Source organism: Achromobacter sp. KK8 (assembly GCF_054188005.1).
Genome location: NZ_CM135178.1, coordinates 3,377,001 through 3,391,123, shown reverse-complemented (window position 1 = coordinate 3,391,123; position 14,123 = coordinate 3,377,001). Strand labels below are relative to the sequence as shown.

At 67.0% G+C, this 14,123-nt stretch carries 15 protein-coding genes; 9 read left to right on the top strand and 6 right to left on the bottom strand.

Annotated elements, in window-relative coordinates; all coding sequences use genetic code 11:
* Positions 1 to 93: 93 nt before the first annotated feature.
* Complete coding sequence (locus tag ACVN9Z_RS15615; protein ID WP_006388461.1) at positions 94 to 606, bottom strand: GNAT family N-acetyltransferase; 513 nt, start codon at positions 604 to 606, stop codon at positions 94 to 96.
* Positions 607 to 784: 178 nt separating this feature from the next.
* Between ACVN9Z_RS15615 and ACVN9Z_RS15610 the strand changes: the two genes are divergently transcribed.
* From ACVN9Z_RS15610 to ACVN9Z_RS15600, 3 genes are all read left to right on the top strand, one after another.
* Complete coding sequence (locus ACVN9Z_RS15610) at positions 785 to 1,144, top strand: hypothetical protein (protein WP_049050991.1); 360 nt, start codon at positions 785 to 787, stop codon at positions 1,142 to 1,144.
* Positions 1,145 to 1,985: 841 nt separating this feature from the next.
* The gene (locus ACVN9Z_RS15605) at positions 1,986 to 2,267 is read left to right on the top strand and encodes a hypothetical protein (protein WP_006388458.1); all 282 of its coding nucleotides are present in this window, start codon (positions 1,986 to 1,988) and stop codon (positions 2,265 to 2,267) included.
* Between the two features lie 109 nt (positions 2,268 to 2,376).
* Complete coding sequence (locus ACVN9Z_RS15600) at positions 2,377 to 3,069, top strand: cytochrome b/b6 domain-containing protein (RefSeq protein WP_024068256.1); 693 nt, start codon at positions 2,377 to 2,379, stop codon at positions 3,067 to 3,069.
* A gap of 127 nt (positions 3,070 to 3,196) precedes the next feature.
* Here ACVN9Z_RS15600 and ACVN9Z_RS15595 read toward each other — a convergent pair whose 3' ends face one another.
* Entirely contained in the window at positions 3,197 to 3,655 is a 459-nt protein-coding gene (locus ACVN9Z_RS15595) for a c-type cytochrome (protein WP_006388456.1), read from the bottom strand.
* 56 nt (positions 3,656 to 3,711) lie between these two features.
* Positions 3,712 to 5,088, bottom strand: coding sequence for an adenylosuccinate lyase (gene purB, locus ACVN9Z_RS15590; protein ID WP_006388455.1), 1,377 nt, complete (start codon positions 5,086 to 5,088; stop codon positions 3,712 to 3,714).
* 161 nt (positions 5,089 to 5,249) lie between these two features.
* Here purB and ACVN9Z_RS15585 point away from each other — a divergent pair, with 161 nt between their 5' ends.
* A complete protein-coding gene (locus ACVN9Z_RS15585; protein ID WP_006388454.1) occupies positions 5,250 to 5,861 on the top strand; it encodes a glutathione S-transferase in 612 nt (203 codons plus the stop codon).
* Positions 5,862 to 5,922: 61 nt separating this feature from the next.
* On the opposite strand, the gene ACVN9Z_RS15580 is transcribed toward ACVN9Z_RS15585, so the two are convergent.
* The 3 genes from ACVN9Z_RS15580 to gcvA all read right to left on the bottom strand — a co-directional run bounded on the left by ACVN9Z_RS15580 (position 5,923) and on the right by gcvA (position 8,915).
* A complete protein-coding gene (locus ACVN9Z_RS15580) occupies positions 5,923 to 6,741 on the bottom strand; it encodes a sulfite exporter TauE/SafE family protein (RefSeq protein ID WP_024068253.1) in 819 nt (272 codons plus the stop codon).
* 122 nt (positions 6,742 to 6,863) lie between these two features.
* On the bottom strand, positions 6,864 to 7,982 hold the full coding sequence (gene mnmA, locus ACVN9Z_RS15575) for a tRNA 2-thiouridine(34) synthase MnmA (protein WP_006388452.1): 1,119 nt from the start codon (positions 7,980 to 7,982) through the stop codon (positions 6,864 to 6,866).
* 12 nt (positions 7,983 to 7,994) lie between these two features.
* The gene (gene gcvA, locus ACVN9Z_RS15570; protein WP_006388451.1) at positions 7,995 to 8,915 is read right to left on the bottom strand and encodes a transcriptional regulator GcvA; all 921 of its coding nucleotides are present in this window, start codon (positions 8,913 to 8,915) and stop codon (positions 7,995 to 7,997) included.
* A 191-nt stretch (positions 8,916 to 9,106) separates the two neighbouring features.
* On the opposite strand from gcvA, the gene ACVN9Z_RS15565 reads away from it, so the two are divergent.
* The 5 genes from ACVN9Z_RS15565 (at position 9,107) to ACVN9Z_RS15545 (ending at position 14,104) form a co-directional block, all read left to right on the top strand.
* The gene (locus ACVN9Z_RS15565) at positions 9,107 to 10,096 is read left to right on the top strand and encodes a Bug family tripartite tricarboxylate transporter substrate binding protein (RefSeq protein WP_024068252.1); all 990 of its coding nucleotides are present in this window, start codon (positions 9,107 to 9,109) and stop codon (positions 10,094 to 10,096) included.
* A gap of 70 nt (positions 10,097 to 10,166) precedes the next feature.
* Complete coding sequence (locus ACVN9Z_RS15560) at positions 10,167 to 11,042, top strand: N-formylglutamate amidohydrolase (RefSeq protein ID WP_049050987.1); 876 nt, start codon at positions 10,167 to 10,169, stop codon at positions 11,040 to 11,042.
* Between the two features lie 185 nt (positions 11,043 to 11,227).
* Positions 11,228 to 12,346: a Re/Si-specific NAD(P)(+) transhydrogenase subunit alpha gene (locus ACVN9Z_RS15555; RefSeq protein ID WP_006388448.1), complete on the top strand. Its 1,119-nt coding sequence runs from the start codon at positions 11,228 to 11,230 to the stop codon at positions 12,344 to 12,346.
* A gap of 4 nt (positions 12,347 to 12,350) precedes the next feature.
* Positions 12,351 to 12,668, top strand: a complete 318-nt coding sequence (locus ACVN9Z_RS15550; RefSeq protein WP_006388447.1) for an NAD(P) transhydrogenase subunit alpha part 2 — start codon at positions 12,351 to 12,353, stop codon at positions 12,666 to 12,668.
* Positions 12,665 to 14,104, top strand: coding sequence for an NAD(P)(+) transhydrogenase (Re/Si-specific) subunit beta (locus ACVN9Z_RS15545; RefSeq protein WP_020924477.1), 1,440 nt, complete (start codon positions 12,665 to 12,667; stop codon positions 14,102 to 14,104). The genes ACVN9Z_RS15550 and ACVN9Z_RS15545 overlap by 4 nt, the downstream gene beginning before the upstream one ends.
* Positions 14,105 to 14,123 lie beyond the last annotated feature (19 nt).

Genomic DNA, 14,123 nt, shown 5'->3' with positions numbered 1-14,123 from the left:
TTATCCCGAAGCGTCCGCCACCCGCCGCCGGTGGGCGGATTTTGTTGCCATCGAATCGATATGACACAGCCCACCGGCGCGCGCCTTCGCGGCTCACGCCGCCAGCGCGTAGCGCATCGCGCAGCGGCGCGCCGGGTCGAAACCCGCGGCCGCCTCCGCCTCCAGGCGAGCCCGCAATGCGGGCCCCAATTGCGGGGCCGGGACCTCGACAAAGCCTTGCCGCTGGTAGAAAGGCGCATTCCAGGGCAGCTCGCGATCGGTGGTCAGCGCCACGCCGCGGTAGATGCGCGCGGCGCGCGCATGTTCGACCACCGCCCGCAGCAGGTCGCGTCCCAGGCCGCGCCCCTGCATAGGCAGCGCGACCGACATTTCCGCCAGGTACAGGTCGCCGTCCATCGGCCGGGCCAGCGCGAATCCCGCCGGCCGGTCGTCGTCGCCCGGCGCGACCCACAACAGGCCCGCGGCAGCGGCGCGCGCCAATTCGGCTGGCGGCAGGGGCTCGCCCGCGGCGGCCCAGGCCATGGGCGTCCCAAGGAAGCGGGCGGCGGCGGAACGTTCGATATCGGGCAGGAGCGCCAGGTCGGCGGGGCGTGCGTGTCTGATCATGGGGCGCCCAGTATGCCCCAAGCGGCACGGAAACGGGATGCGCAGCCCCACTGTGCGCGCACCGGGACCTCATGCCTGGCCGCGTTCCGCCAGCGCCCCGCACTGGGCCGGACCGGCCTAAAATGCAGGATTGCCGGCCCGCTGCGGCCGCCCGCCACCCCTTGTCTTTCCAGCCTGAATGACCCAAGACGCTTCCCCCGACACCTGGGGCTTCGCCCATCCCGATTGCCGTGGCGCCGCCGCCCTGCTGTTTTTCATGAACGACCTGGCCCGCGTGGCCAACCAGTATCTGCGCCCCGGGCACCTGGGCGAAGAAGCGCTGGCCGATGCGCAGAAAGCCGTGGATGCCTTGCTACAACGCTATGTCGAGATCCAGGCCGCCCCGGAAGCCTTCGATGGCGAACGCATCGAGCTGGCGCTGGAAACCGACACCCGTCCCGACGGCTCGACCGCCGCGCAGGTCGCGCTGCGCATGTCGCCCCGCCTGGAGGCGCTGATCATCGAAGCGCAACGCCAGGCGCGCCCCGCCACGCACTGACCTGGGTCCTGCCCCCTGGCGCGGGGGCGTCAGCGCCCGCGCCAGGGGGCACCCCGGCCGGACGGCAAGGGTGGCGTCGCACTCATTTCGGCGCGCCTCACAAAAACCCTTGCGAAATCATTAATTTAGCCATATAATCGTTAGTTTAGCCTATTGAACTTGGCCCTATTGGAACTTGCCGTTTGGCACTCCAGGCTTTGCCGCCGCCTTGGTCGGGTTTTGCTCAGGTCCCACTCAGCCTCAACTGGGTCCGCCAGCGAACCAGGCGTTGAAAAACCAGCCATTGAGCTACCCGGCGGGGCATCGGTCACCATCCGTTGACCAACCCTATTGGCCAACCCGTTGATCACCCCGGTGTTCATCCTGTTTCGCGACAGACAACCCTAAGAACGCGGAACCGGTTGCCAACCATTTATTGCACGCAATTGTGTTGCCGGTTTGCCTTGCGCGTCGTCACGACGATGGCGCGGGCCATAGCCAACCTTCGCCCCGACCATGCCGCCGAGTCCGGCCCGGTCGGAAAACGCACAACGCAGCGTTGATCCGCTGCCATGCGCCCGCGATGGCGCCGTAACGCCATCGCCTATTGGGTCCGCCGTCCACCAATACAGGCAGGCGGCGCCCGCAACGTCCCAGGTCCAGGCCCGGGACGACCCCCGCAGCCAGTCCGGCGCGCCCGCAAACCATGAGAATGCGCAAAGGACCGGCGGCGGATATGCGTTAGTGTCATGCATGACCCGGCACGTGGCCGGGGCGCGGCGCGCGACAGCGCCCTCGCCCCCGCTTCGTGGCATGCGCTACGCAGCAATTCCCATAACAAGAACTTGAAAGAGAACACAACATGAATACTCGTTTCACTACCTCGGACCTGATCCGACGCCCGGCCCATACCAAGCTGGACAACATGCCGATCCACATCGGCGACATCGTTTACCTGCAACCGGCCGACGGCCCGGCCATCCGCGCCGCCGTGATCTTCAACGCGCCGATCGACGGCACGACCACGTACACCACCGAAATCGTGCCTTGCGGAACGGCCGCGCAGAAGGTCCCCGGACAGCGTATCCGCTTCCGCCACGAGCACGTGCACCGCATCGAACCGGTGCGCCGCGCCGCTCGCTGAGCCAGCGGTTCCCAACCTTAATCTGGCGCAAAACCGCCACGGCCCACGCCGTGGCGGCTTCATTTGTGCGTGATACAGTCGCAGGCAACGCAGTCAAGGCGCGACCATCATGCAAAACAACCGGCTTGCCATCCGCATCTGGGACCTTCCCACCCGACTCTTCCACTGGGCCCTCGTCGTCTGCATCGTCGGCGCCTTCGTCAGCGTCAAGCTGGGCGGCCTGTACATGGACTGGCACGTGCGCTTCGGCTGTGTCGCGCTGGGCCTGATCGTCTTTCGCGTGCTGTGGGGCTTTGTCGGCCCGCGCTATGCGCGCTTCACCCAGTTCGTGCGCGGGCCGCGCGCGGTGGCCAACTATCTCAAGGGCGCGGCCGCGCCGGCCGGCCACAATCCGCTGGGGGCGTGGTCGGTGCTGGCATTGCTGCTGGTGGTCGGCTTCCAGGCCGTGAGCGGCCTGTTCACCACCGATGACATCATGACGCAGGGCCCGCTGTTCGGCCACGTCAGCGAGTCCACCGCCGGCCTGCTGACCTCGTGGCACAAGCTCAATGAATGGGTCATCATCGGCCTGGTCGCCCTGCACCTGCTGGCCATAACCTGGTATGCGCTGGTGCGGCGCAAGCGGCTGGTGCGCGCCATCATCACCGGCAACGTCGATCCGAAAGACGTTCCGCCCGGCACACCGCCGACCCAGGACGGCTTCGCGATCTGGCTGCGCGCCCTGATCCTGGGCGCCTGTGTCACCGGCCTGGTGCTGTGGATTCGATCGCTGGAAATCGTCGCGGACATGTCGTTCTCGTAGTCATCGGGCTCGCGCGTGGCGCTGGCCGCCGAGCCACGCGCGGTATCCAGGCCGCGCACCAATGGAAAAGCCCCTCGGTCGAGGGGCTTTTTGCATGCGGCGGCGCGCCACAGGGCGCGGTACCGGCTTACTTCTTCTTGCGATAGGCGTCGTGGCAGGCCTTGCAGCTCGCGCCCACGTCGCCGAATGCGGCGCGCAGCTTGTCCAGGTCGCCGGCGTCGGCAGCCGCCGACAGCTTGACGATGTTGTCCTGGAACGCCTGCTGCTTCTGCTTGAAGCCGGCCGCGTCGCTCCAGATCTCGGGACGGGCGTCGCCGCCTTCCGTGCCGGGACCGAAAGCCGACCAGGGCAGCGCCGACAGCGTCTTGAGCACTTCGACGTTGGCCTTGATCTGGGCCGCGTCGTAGGGCGCCTGGCCCTTGACCACCGGCGTCATGCGGCCGAAGTGCGAGGCCATCAGCGTCAGCGCCGACTGGCGGTACTTGACGGCATCTTCGGGCTTGGCGAACTGGGCCTGGGCCGAGGTCGCCAGCAGCGATCCGACGGTCATACAGGCCAACGCGGCGAGCGTGGACAACTTCTTCATTGCAATCTCCCGTAAGTACAACAAGGATGCCGCGCGCCCGGCGCGCGGCAAGGCGACTATACCGCCCGGGCCAGGTCCGCGGCCAGGCCGATATACGAACGCGGGGTCATCGCCAGCAGGCGCGCCTTGGGTTCGTCCGGCAGGGCCAGGCCCTGGATGAATTCTCGCAGGGCTTCCTCGGTGATGCCTTTGCCGCGCGTCAAAGCCTTGAGCTGTTCATAGGGCTGCGGCAGGCCATAACGGCGCATGACGGTCTGCACCGGCTCGGCCAGCACTTCCCAGCAGGCGTCGATGTCGGCGTCGATCGCGGCGGTGTTGACTTCGAGCTTGCCCAGGCCGCGCATGCAGGCGTCCCAGGCCACCAGGCAATAGCCCAGGCCCACGCCCAGGTTGCGCAGCACGGTGGAGTCGGTCAGGTCGCGCTGCCAGCGGGAGATCGGCAATTTATCAGACAGATGGCGCAGCACGGCATTGGCCAGGCCCAGGTTGCCTTCGGAGTTTTCGAAGTCGATCGGGTTGACCTTGTGCGGCATGGTGGACGAACCGACCTCGCCTTCCTTCAGGCGTTGCTTGAAATAGCCCAGGGCCACGTAACCCCAGATGTCGCGGTCCAGGTCGAGCACGATGATGTTGGCGCGCACGATGGCATCGAACAGCGCCGACATCCAGTCGTGCGGTTCGATCTGGATGGTGTGGCGGTTCTGCGTCAGGCCCAGGCCGGCCAGCACGCGCTGGCTGAAGGCGGGCCAGTCGATTTCCGGGTAGGCCGACAGGTGGGCGTTGTAGTTGCCGGTGGCGCCGTTGAGCTTGGCCAGCGGCTCGACCGCTTCGATCGCGGCGATGGCGCGGTTCAGGCGCGCCGCGACGTTGGCGAATTCCTTGCCCAGCGTGGTGGGACTGGCCGGCTGGCCGTGGGTGCGCGACAGCATCGGCTGGTCGGCCTGGGCCACGGCCATGTCGTTGAGCCTGGCGGCGATTTCACGCAGGCGCGGCAGCACCACTTCGCTGCGGGCGCGCGACAGCATCAGCGCGTGCGAGGTGTTGTTGATGTCCTCGGAGGTGCAGGCGAAATGGATGAACTCGGCCGCGGTGGCCAGCTCGGCGTGGTCGGCGACCTTTTCCTTGAGCCAGTATTCGACCGCCTTGACGTCGTGGTTGGTGACGCGTTCGATGTCCTTGATGCGGGCGGCGTCGGCCTCGGAGAAGTCGCGCACCAGCTGTTGCAGGCGGGCGCGGGCTTCCTGGGAGAAGGCGGGCAGCTCCGGCAGGCCGGCATCGGACAGGGCCACCAGCCAGGCCACCTCGACTTCGACGCGGTGGGCCATGAAACCGGCCTCGGAGAGCAGCCCGCGCAGCGCGTCGCCGCGGGAGGCGTATCGGCCATCCAGTGGCGAAAGGGCATTAAGTTGGCTAAGCTGGTCGGCGATTTGCATGGTCTGGGAAGGAAAAAGCTGCGGGTGGGAAAACCCGGCGATTTTATCATTCAGGGCCGCGCAACATTGTGGCAAACTGAGCGGGATTCCGTCCCGCGGACGGTTTGGCCGTCATGCGGCCTGCTATACTTCGGCCGCTTTCCGACTCCGCTTGTGAATCCATGAAACTGATCGGCTCGCTTACCAGTCCATACGTGCGCAAGGTGCGTATCGTCATGGCCGAGAAAAAGCTGGATTATCGGCTTGAACTCGAAAACGTCTGGTCCGCCGACACGCAGATCCAAACGTACAACCCGCTGGGCAAGGTGCCCTGCCTGGTCATGGAAGATGGCGGCGCCCTGTTCGATTCGCGCGTCATCGTCGAGTACCTGGATACCTTGTCCCCCGTCGCCCGCCTGATTCCGCAGCCGGGCCGCGACCGCGCGGCCGTCAAGTGCTGGGAAGCCATCGCCGACGGCCTGCTGGACGCCTGCGTCACCATCGTCAAGGAAAAGCAGCGCCCCGAGGCGCAGCGCAGCCCGGAATGGATCGAACGCCAGTACGGCAAGATCCACGCCAGCCTGGACGCCATGGACAAGAGCCTGGGCGAGAACGCCCACTGCATGGGCATCAACTACAGCCTGGCCGACATCGCCGTGGGCTGTGGCCTGGGCTACCTGGACCTGCGCTTCGCCGAGCTGGACTGGCGCGCCAACCACCCCAACCTGGCGCGCCTGTACGACAAGCTGTCGCAGCGCCAGTCGTTCGTGGACACCATCCCCAAGACGGCCTGACGGCCCCCGGCATCGTCCCGCACCGTTCCGGCCGCCTTGCGCGGCCGGTTTCACTTGCGGCTCAGGCCCAGAACGCCTGCGCGGCCTTGAACAGCATGTAGGCGGCCAGCGCGAACAGCAGGCAGGCGAACACCCGCTTCAGCGTCTGCACCGGCAAGCGGTGCGCCATGCGCGCGCCCAGCGGCGCCGTGAGGACGCTGACGCACACCAGCACCAGCAGCGCCGGCCAGTAGATGTAGCCCAGCATGCCGGGGCGGGTCGCGCCTTCGTTCAGCCCCGACACCACATAGCCGATGCTGTTGGCCAGCGCGATGGGAAAACCCAGCGCCGCCGAGGTCGACACCGCATTGTGCAGCGCCACGTTGCACCAGACCATGAAGGGCACCGACAGGAAGCCGCCGCCCGCCCCCACCAGCCCCGACAGGAAGCCGATGCCGGCGCCGGCCGCGCTGGTGCCGACCACGCCCGGCATCTGTCGGCTCGGCTTGGGCTTCTTGTTGCGCAGCATGTTCCAGCCGGAATAGCCCACGAACAGCGCGAAGAACAGCGACAGCCACAGGGTGCTGAGCGCCGCGAACACCGCGCCGCCCGACAGCAGGCCGCCCAGGATGATGCCGGGCGCCATGGCCCAGACGATGCGCCATTTGATCGTGCCCTTCTGCTGGTGGGCGCGCACGCTGGAGATCGAGGTGAACAGGATCGAGGTCATCGAGGTGGCGATGGCGGCGTGCACCACCAGGTCCGCCGGCATGCCTTTCCAGGCGAACAGCATCGTCAGGAACGGCACCAGCAGCATGCCGCCGCCAATGCCCAGCAGCCCCGCCGCGAAGCCCGCCACCGCGCCCAGCGCCAGCAGGCAAATCACCATCGTTACATCCACATCCCTCTCCTCGTTGTCGGCATGCGCCGTTTTTCATGAGCCAGGCCCCGCGGACGCGACGCCCGCGGGGCCTGGCTGGAACTGCTATCGGTGTTGCAACGGCCCGTCACAGGCCGGCGTGCCTAGACGATGATGCCGCCGCCCAGGCAGATATCGCCATCGTAAAGCACCGCCGATTGCCCGGGCGTGACCGCCCATTGCGGCTCGGCGAAATCGAGCGTGAAGCCCTCGGTGGTCGCGTCGCCCAGGCGGCAGGCCGCATCGGCCTGGCGGTAGCGCGTCTTGGCGCCGTATTCGCCCGCGGCAGGCGCCTGCCCCGCCACCCAGCTGACGTCCTGCGCCCGCAACGAACCGGACAGCAGCCAGGGATGGTCATGCCCCTGCACCACGTAAAGCACATTGCGCTCGAGGTCCTTGCGCGCCACGTACCAGGCCTCGGCCGTGCCGTCATCGCGCTGGCGGCCCTTCACGCCGCCCACGCCCAGGCCCTTGCGCTGGCCCAGCGTGTAGAACGACAGGCCCTCGTGGCGCCCGACCTTCTGTCCTTCCGGCGTCAGGATCGGGCCCGGTTCGGTCGGCAGGTAGCGGTTCAGGAACTCGCGGAACGGACGTTCGCCGATGAAGCAGATGCCGGTGGAGTCCTTCTTGGCCGCATTGTGCAGGCCGATCTCGTGCGCGATGCGACGCACCTCGGTCTTGTGGATCTCGCCCAGCGGGAACAGGGTGCGCGACAGTTGCGCCTGGTTCAGTCGGTGCAGGAAATAGCTCTGGTCCTTGGAACCGTCCAGCGCCTTGAGCAGCTCGAAGCGCGAGCCGCCGCCCTCGGCGGCCACTTCGCGCACGCGGGCGTAGTGGCCGGTGGCGATGTGTTCGGCGCCGAGCGCCATGGCGTGGTCGAGGAAGGCCTTGAACTTGATTTCGGCATTGCACAGCACGTCCGGATTGGGCGTGCGGCCGGCCGAGTACTCGCGCAGGAATTCCGCGAACACGCGGTCCTTGTACTCGGCGGCGAAATTGACGTATTCGAATTCCACGCCGACCAGGTCGGCCACGCTGGCCGCGTCCAGCAGGTCCTGGCGGGTGGAGCAGTATTCGGAATCGTCGTCGTCTTCCCAGTTCTTCATGAACAGGCCGACGACCTCGTAGCCTTGCTGCTTGAGCAGCCAGGCGGTGACCGAAGAATCGACCCCGCCGGACATGCCGACGACAACGCGGCCCTTCTTGGTGGATGTTTGACTCATGATGATGCCATTTTACTGTGGGGCGGCGGCGTCCTGCGGCTGCGGCTCGGCCGCCCGCGAGACTTCCATCAGCCAGGTCCGGAACGCCTGCAGGGTGGGCAGGTTGGCCTTCTGCTCGGGGTAGCACAGGTAGTAGCCCATGCGCGCGCGGATCGGCAGCTGGATCGCCACGGCCAGCTTGCCGTCGCGCAATTCGTCCTCGATCAGGCAGCGCGGGATCAGCGCCACGCCGAAGCCGGCGGCGGCCGCCTGCGACAGCAATGCATACTGGTCGAAGCGCGCCCCTTCCAGGCTGCGCCGGGTGTCGCAGCCGGCTTGCTCGAACCAGTCGCGCCAGCCTTCCAGGGCCGAGGTATGGTGCAGCAGGGGGTAGGCCAGCAGGTCCGCCGGCACGCTACAGCCGCCGGGAATCAGGCGCGGGCTGCAGACCGGCAGGATTTCGCGGCCGACGATGTAGTCGGCGCCGCTGCCCGGCCAGATGCCCTCGCCGAAACGGACGGCGGCGTCCAGCTCGGGCGACGAAAAATCGTAGCCCTGGCGGTGCGGCAGGAATTCCACGTGGATGTCCGGGCGCAACCGCATGAAGGCCGTCAGGCGCGGGATCAGCCAGCGCGCGCCGAAGGTCGGCATACATGTCAGGTTGAGCGTGCCGCCCTGGCCCTGGTGCGCGATCAGTTCCACGGTGGCCGCCTCGATCTGGCCCAGTCCCGCCTGGATCTTGGTGAGGTAGCTGCGGCCGGCCTCGGTCAGGACCAGCCCTTGCCTGATGCGCAGGAATAGTTCGACGCCGACGAACTCCTCCAGATGTTTCACTTGCTTACTTACCGCACCCTGCGTCACGCACAGCTCCTGGGCGGCGCGGGTGAAGCTGCTGTGCCTGGCGGCCACTTCAAAGGCTTGCAGGTCGGTGAGCGAAGGACAGAACCGTCTCATGGGGGGAATGCCTGCGGACCCGGTCGACGGGGCTTGAAGTTACAAAAAGAAAACTTCGCCGCAAAAGAGGCATGAAAAAAAGTCATAGCTTAAGGAGAAACTTTCGTTTGTGCAAACCGGCCTTGCACGAAAGAATCTTCCTGTTTGCGTCTGCCTTTTGCGCAGTCGCTTTCCAATTCATAGGGGAATCCATGCAACGCCGTAATGTAGTCCTAGGCCTCTGTGTCGCCGCCGCGACCCTGGCCACGCCGCTGACCTCGGGCATCGCCCATGCCGAAGACGCCTACCCGAGCAAGCCGATCCGCCTGATCGTGCCGTTCCCGCCCGGCGGCACCACCGACATCGTCGGCCGCCTGTTCGCCGACAAGCTCGGCAAGGAACTGAACCAGACCGTGGTGGTGGAAAACCGCGGCGGCGCCGGCGGCTCGATCGGCAGCGCCTTCGTGGCCAGCAGCGCGCCGGACGGCTACACCCTGGGCATCGCCACCGTCAGCACGCACGGCATCAACCCGGCCATCTACCCGAACCTGCCGTTCGATGGCGAGAAGGACTTCACGCCGGTCTCGAACCTGGCCGCCGTGCCGAACATCATGACCATCAATCCGAAGGTGCAGGCCAAGGACATGGCCGAGTTCATCAAGCTGGCCAAGAGCCAGCCGGGCAAGCTGACCTACGCCTCGGCCGGCAACGGCTCGGTGTCGCACATGATGGGCGAACTGTTCAAGATGGCCTCGGGCACCGACCTGATGCACGTACCGTACCGCGGCGTGGGTCCGGCGCTCAATGACGCGCTGGCCGGCCAGGTCGACGTGATGTACGACAACCTGCCCTCGACCCTGCCACATGTGCAGTCCGGCCGCCTGATCGCCATGGCCGTCGCCGCGCCCAAGCGCGTGGCCAGCCTGCCGAACGTGCCCACCTTCGCCGAAGTCGGCCTGCCCGCCGTCAACGACGCCTCGTGGTTCGGCCTGGTCGCCCCGGCCAAGCTGCCCGCCCCGATCCTGGCCAAGCTGAACGCCGCCGTGCAGAAGGTCAGCGCCGAAGCCGACGTCAAGTCGCGCCTGGAAGCGCTGGGCGCCGAACCGGCCGCCAACAGCCCGGAAGCGTTTGCCAAGCAGATCTCGGCGGAAATCGCCAAGAACAAGCGCATCGCCAAAGAAGCCAATGTGAAGATCGACTGAGCGACCTTCGATCCCCGCCGCGCCCGCGCGGCGCGCGGGGATCTCCGATTCACGAACGCAATACCCCCATATGCGAATTACCCAACCCCTGTCCTATCGGCTCGACCTCCCGCAGCAATATCCGAACTCGGCGCCCTCGGCCCCGCTGGTGCTGGACTCCCCGCACAGCGGCACCACCTACCCGCCCGACTTCGCGCCCGCGGTCGATTTCGGCGCCCTGCGCACCGCCGAGGACACCTGGGTTGACGATCTGTGGGGCGACGCCATCGACATGGGCGTGCCCATGATCGCCGCGAGCTTTCCGCGCGCCTATATCGACGCCAATCGCGCCCCCGACGAAATCGACGAACTGCTGCTGGACCAGGCCTGGCCCGGCGCGGTCAACGCCTCGCCCAAGGTCAAGCTGGGCAAGGGCCTGATCTGGCGCATGCTGGATGACGGCACGCCGCTGTACGACCGCAAGCTGAGCGTCGAGGAAGTGACGCACCGCATCGAGGCCTGCTGGAAGCCGTACCACGCCGCCCTCGGCCAGGTGCTCGACAGCGCCCACCAGAAGTTCGGCAAGGTCTGGCACATCAACTGCCACTCCATGCCCAGCGTCGCCGGCGCCTACGCCACCGACCGCCCCGGCCTGGTCCACCCCGACTTCGTGCTGGGCGACCGCGACGGCAGCACCAGCGATCCGGCCTTCCGCGAATTCATCGCGGCTTGGCTGCGCGAGCGCGGCTACAACGTGACCGTGAACGACCCCTACAAGGGCGTCGAGCTGGTGCGCGCCTTCGGCCGTCCCGACGAAGGCCGCCACAGCCTGCAGATCGAAATCAACCGCAAGCTCTACATGGACGAAGCCAGCCTGCGTCCGTCGGCCAACTACGGCCGCCTCAAGGCCGACCTGCGCGATCTCACCGCCGCGCTGATCGACTGGACTCGCGCGCAGACGGCCTGACGCCGGACGCCTGCGCGCCGGGTGCCGGCCAGCAGCCAGCTGTCAGCCTGGCCGGTATGACCGGGGCGCGAGCCCCAAAGCCCCATGGTTAACCCCATGGGGCTTTTCTTTTGCGCCCCGCCGAACCTCCTCCCCCGGGCGTATATCCGTTATAACTACGGCGAACCTTCTGAGGAGAGGCGTCGATGCACATCGGGATACCAAGGGAAACCCGAGACGGGGAAACCCGTGTCGCAGCAACACCAGAGACCGTCAAGAAGTACGTAGGCGGCAAACACACCGTTGTCGTGGAGCGTGGCGCGGGCACTGCGGCGCGCTATCTCGACGAAGCCTACGCAGCCGCTGGCGCCACGCTCGGCACCGCTCAGGAGGCATTGGGGGCGGAGCTCGTGATGAAGGTTCGCGCGCCGTCTGCGGCCGAACTGCCGCAGATGAAACCCGGCAGCGTGGTCATCGGCATGCTCGATCCCTTCGATGCCGACGGCCTGCAGCAGATGGCCGCCGTCGGATTGGTCGGATTCGCGCTGGAAGCCGCGCCCCGCATCACCCGCGCGCAAAGCCTGGACGTGCTCTCGTCGCAGGCCAACCTGGCCGGCTACAAGGCCGTGCTGCTGGCGGCCCACCACTACGGCCGCCTGATCCCCATGATGATGACCGCCGCCGGCACGCTCAAGGCCGCGCGCGCCGTGGTACTGGGCACCGGCGTTGCCGGCCTGCAGGCCATCGCCACGGCCAAGCGCCTGGGCGCGGTGGTCGAGGCCTCGGACGTGCGCCCCGCCGCGCGCGAGCAGGTCGAATCGCTCGGCGCCAAGTTCATCGACGTGCCGTTCGAGACCGACGAGGAACGCGAGATCGCGCAAGGCGTGGGCGGCTATGCCCGCCCCATGCCGCCGGCCTGGATGGCGCGGCAGGCAGCGCTGGTGTCGGAACGCTGCAAGCAAGCCGATATCGTCATCACCACCGCCCTCATCCCCGGCCGCCCCGCGCCCACGCTGGTATCGGCCGAGACGGTCGCGGCCATGAAGCCCGGCTCGGTGCTGGTGGACCTGGCGGTCGAACGCGGCGGCAACTGCCCGCTGTCAGAGAAAGGCAAGGTGGTCGAGAAACACGGCGTGACGCTGGTCGGACTGACCAACCTGCCCGGCCTGGTCGCAACGGACGCGTCGGCGCTCTATGCCCGCAACATCCTCGACTTCCTGAAACTCATCATCAACGCGGACGGCGCGCTGGCAATCCAGCGCGACGATGAAATCGTGGCGGCCTGCCTGGTGTGCGAAGGCGGCAATGTGACGCGCAGGAGCTGAAAGCATGGAAGCGATCAATCCCACCCTGATGAATCTCATCATCTTCGTGCTGGCCATCTACGTCGGCTACCACGTGGTCTGGAACGTCACCCCCGCGCTGCATACCCCGCTGATGGCGGTGACCAACGCGATCTCGGCCATCATCATCGTCGGCGCCATGCTGGCGGCGGCGCTGACCGAAGGCGGACTGGCGCGCGGCATGGGCGTGTTCGCCGTGGCGCTGGCCGCGGTCAACGTGTTCGGCGGCTTCCTGGTCACGCGGCGCATGCTGGAGATGTTCAAGAAAAAGGACAGGAAGCCGGCCAAGGAGGAAGCGAAATGATCTCGCTGAACCTCGTCACGCTGCTCTACCTGGTTGCCTCGGTCTGCTTCATCCAGGCGCTCAAGGGCCTGTCGCACCCCACCACCTCGCGCCTGGGCAACGCCTTCGGCATGGCCGGCATGGCGATCGCGGTGCTGACCACCGGCGCGCTCATCGTCGGCCTGGCGCGCTCGGGCACCGCCACCATCGGGCTGGGCTGGGTGCTGCTGGGCCTCCTGGTCGGCGGCTCGATCGGCACGCTGATGGCCAAGCGCGTCGAAATGACCAAGATGCCCGAACTGGTCGCCTTCATGCACAGCATGATCGGCCTGGCGGCGGTCGCCATCGCCGTGGCCGTGGTGGCCGAGCCGCACGCCTTCGGCATCGTCGCCGCCGGCACGCTGATCCCCACCGGCAACCGCTTCGAGCTGTTCATCGGCACTTTCGTCGGCGCCATCACCTTCTCGGGTTCGGTGATCGCCTTCGGCAAGCTGTCGGGCAAATACAAGTTCCGGCTGTTCCAGGGCGCACCCGTGGTGTTCGCTGGCCAGCACATGCTGAACCTGGCGCTCGCGCTGCTGATGCTGGCGATGGGCGTGTGGTTCATGCTGACGCAGGCGTGGACGCCGTTCGTCATCATGACGCTGATCGCCTTCGTGCTGGGGGTGCTGATCATCATCCCGATCGGCGGCGCCGACATGCCGGTGGTGGTGTCGATGCTGAACAGCTATTCGGGCTGGGCGGCGGCCGGCATCGGCTTCTCGCTCAACAACCCGATGCTGATCATCGCCGGCTCGCTGGTGGGCTCGTCCGGCGCCATCCTCTCGTACATCATGTGCAAGGCGATGAACCGCTCGTTCTTCAACGTCATCCTGGGCGGCTTCGGCGGCCAGGCGGGCGAGGCCGCGGCGGCTGGGGGCGGCCAGCAGCGCAGCGTCAAGTCGGGCAGCCCCGACGACGCCGCGTTCCTGATGACCAACGCCGAAAGCGTCACCATCGTGCCGGGCTACGGCCTGGCGGTGGCGCGCGCTCAGCACGCGCTCAAGGAACTGGCCGAAAAACTCACCGAACGCGGCGTGACGGTCAAGTACGCCATCCACCCGGTGGCGGGGCGCATGCCAGGGCACATGAACGTGCTGCTGGCCGAGGCCGAGGTGCCCTACGACCAGGTCTTCGAAATGGAAGACATCAACAGCGAATTCGGCCAGACCGACGTGGTGCTGGTGCTGGGCGCCAACGACGTGGTCAACCCGGCGGCCAAGAACGACCCCAAGTCGCCGATCGCCGGCATGCCGATCCTGGAAGCCTACAAGGCCCGCACCGTGATCGTGAACAAGCGCTCGATGGCCTCCGGCTACGCCGGCCTGGACAACGAACTGTTCTACATGGACCGCACCATGATGGTCTTCGGCGACGCCAAGAAGGTGCTGGAAGACATGGTCAAGGCCGTGGAGTGATGCGCGTGGCCTCGCGATG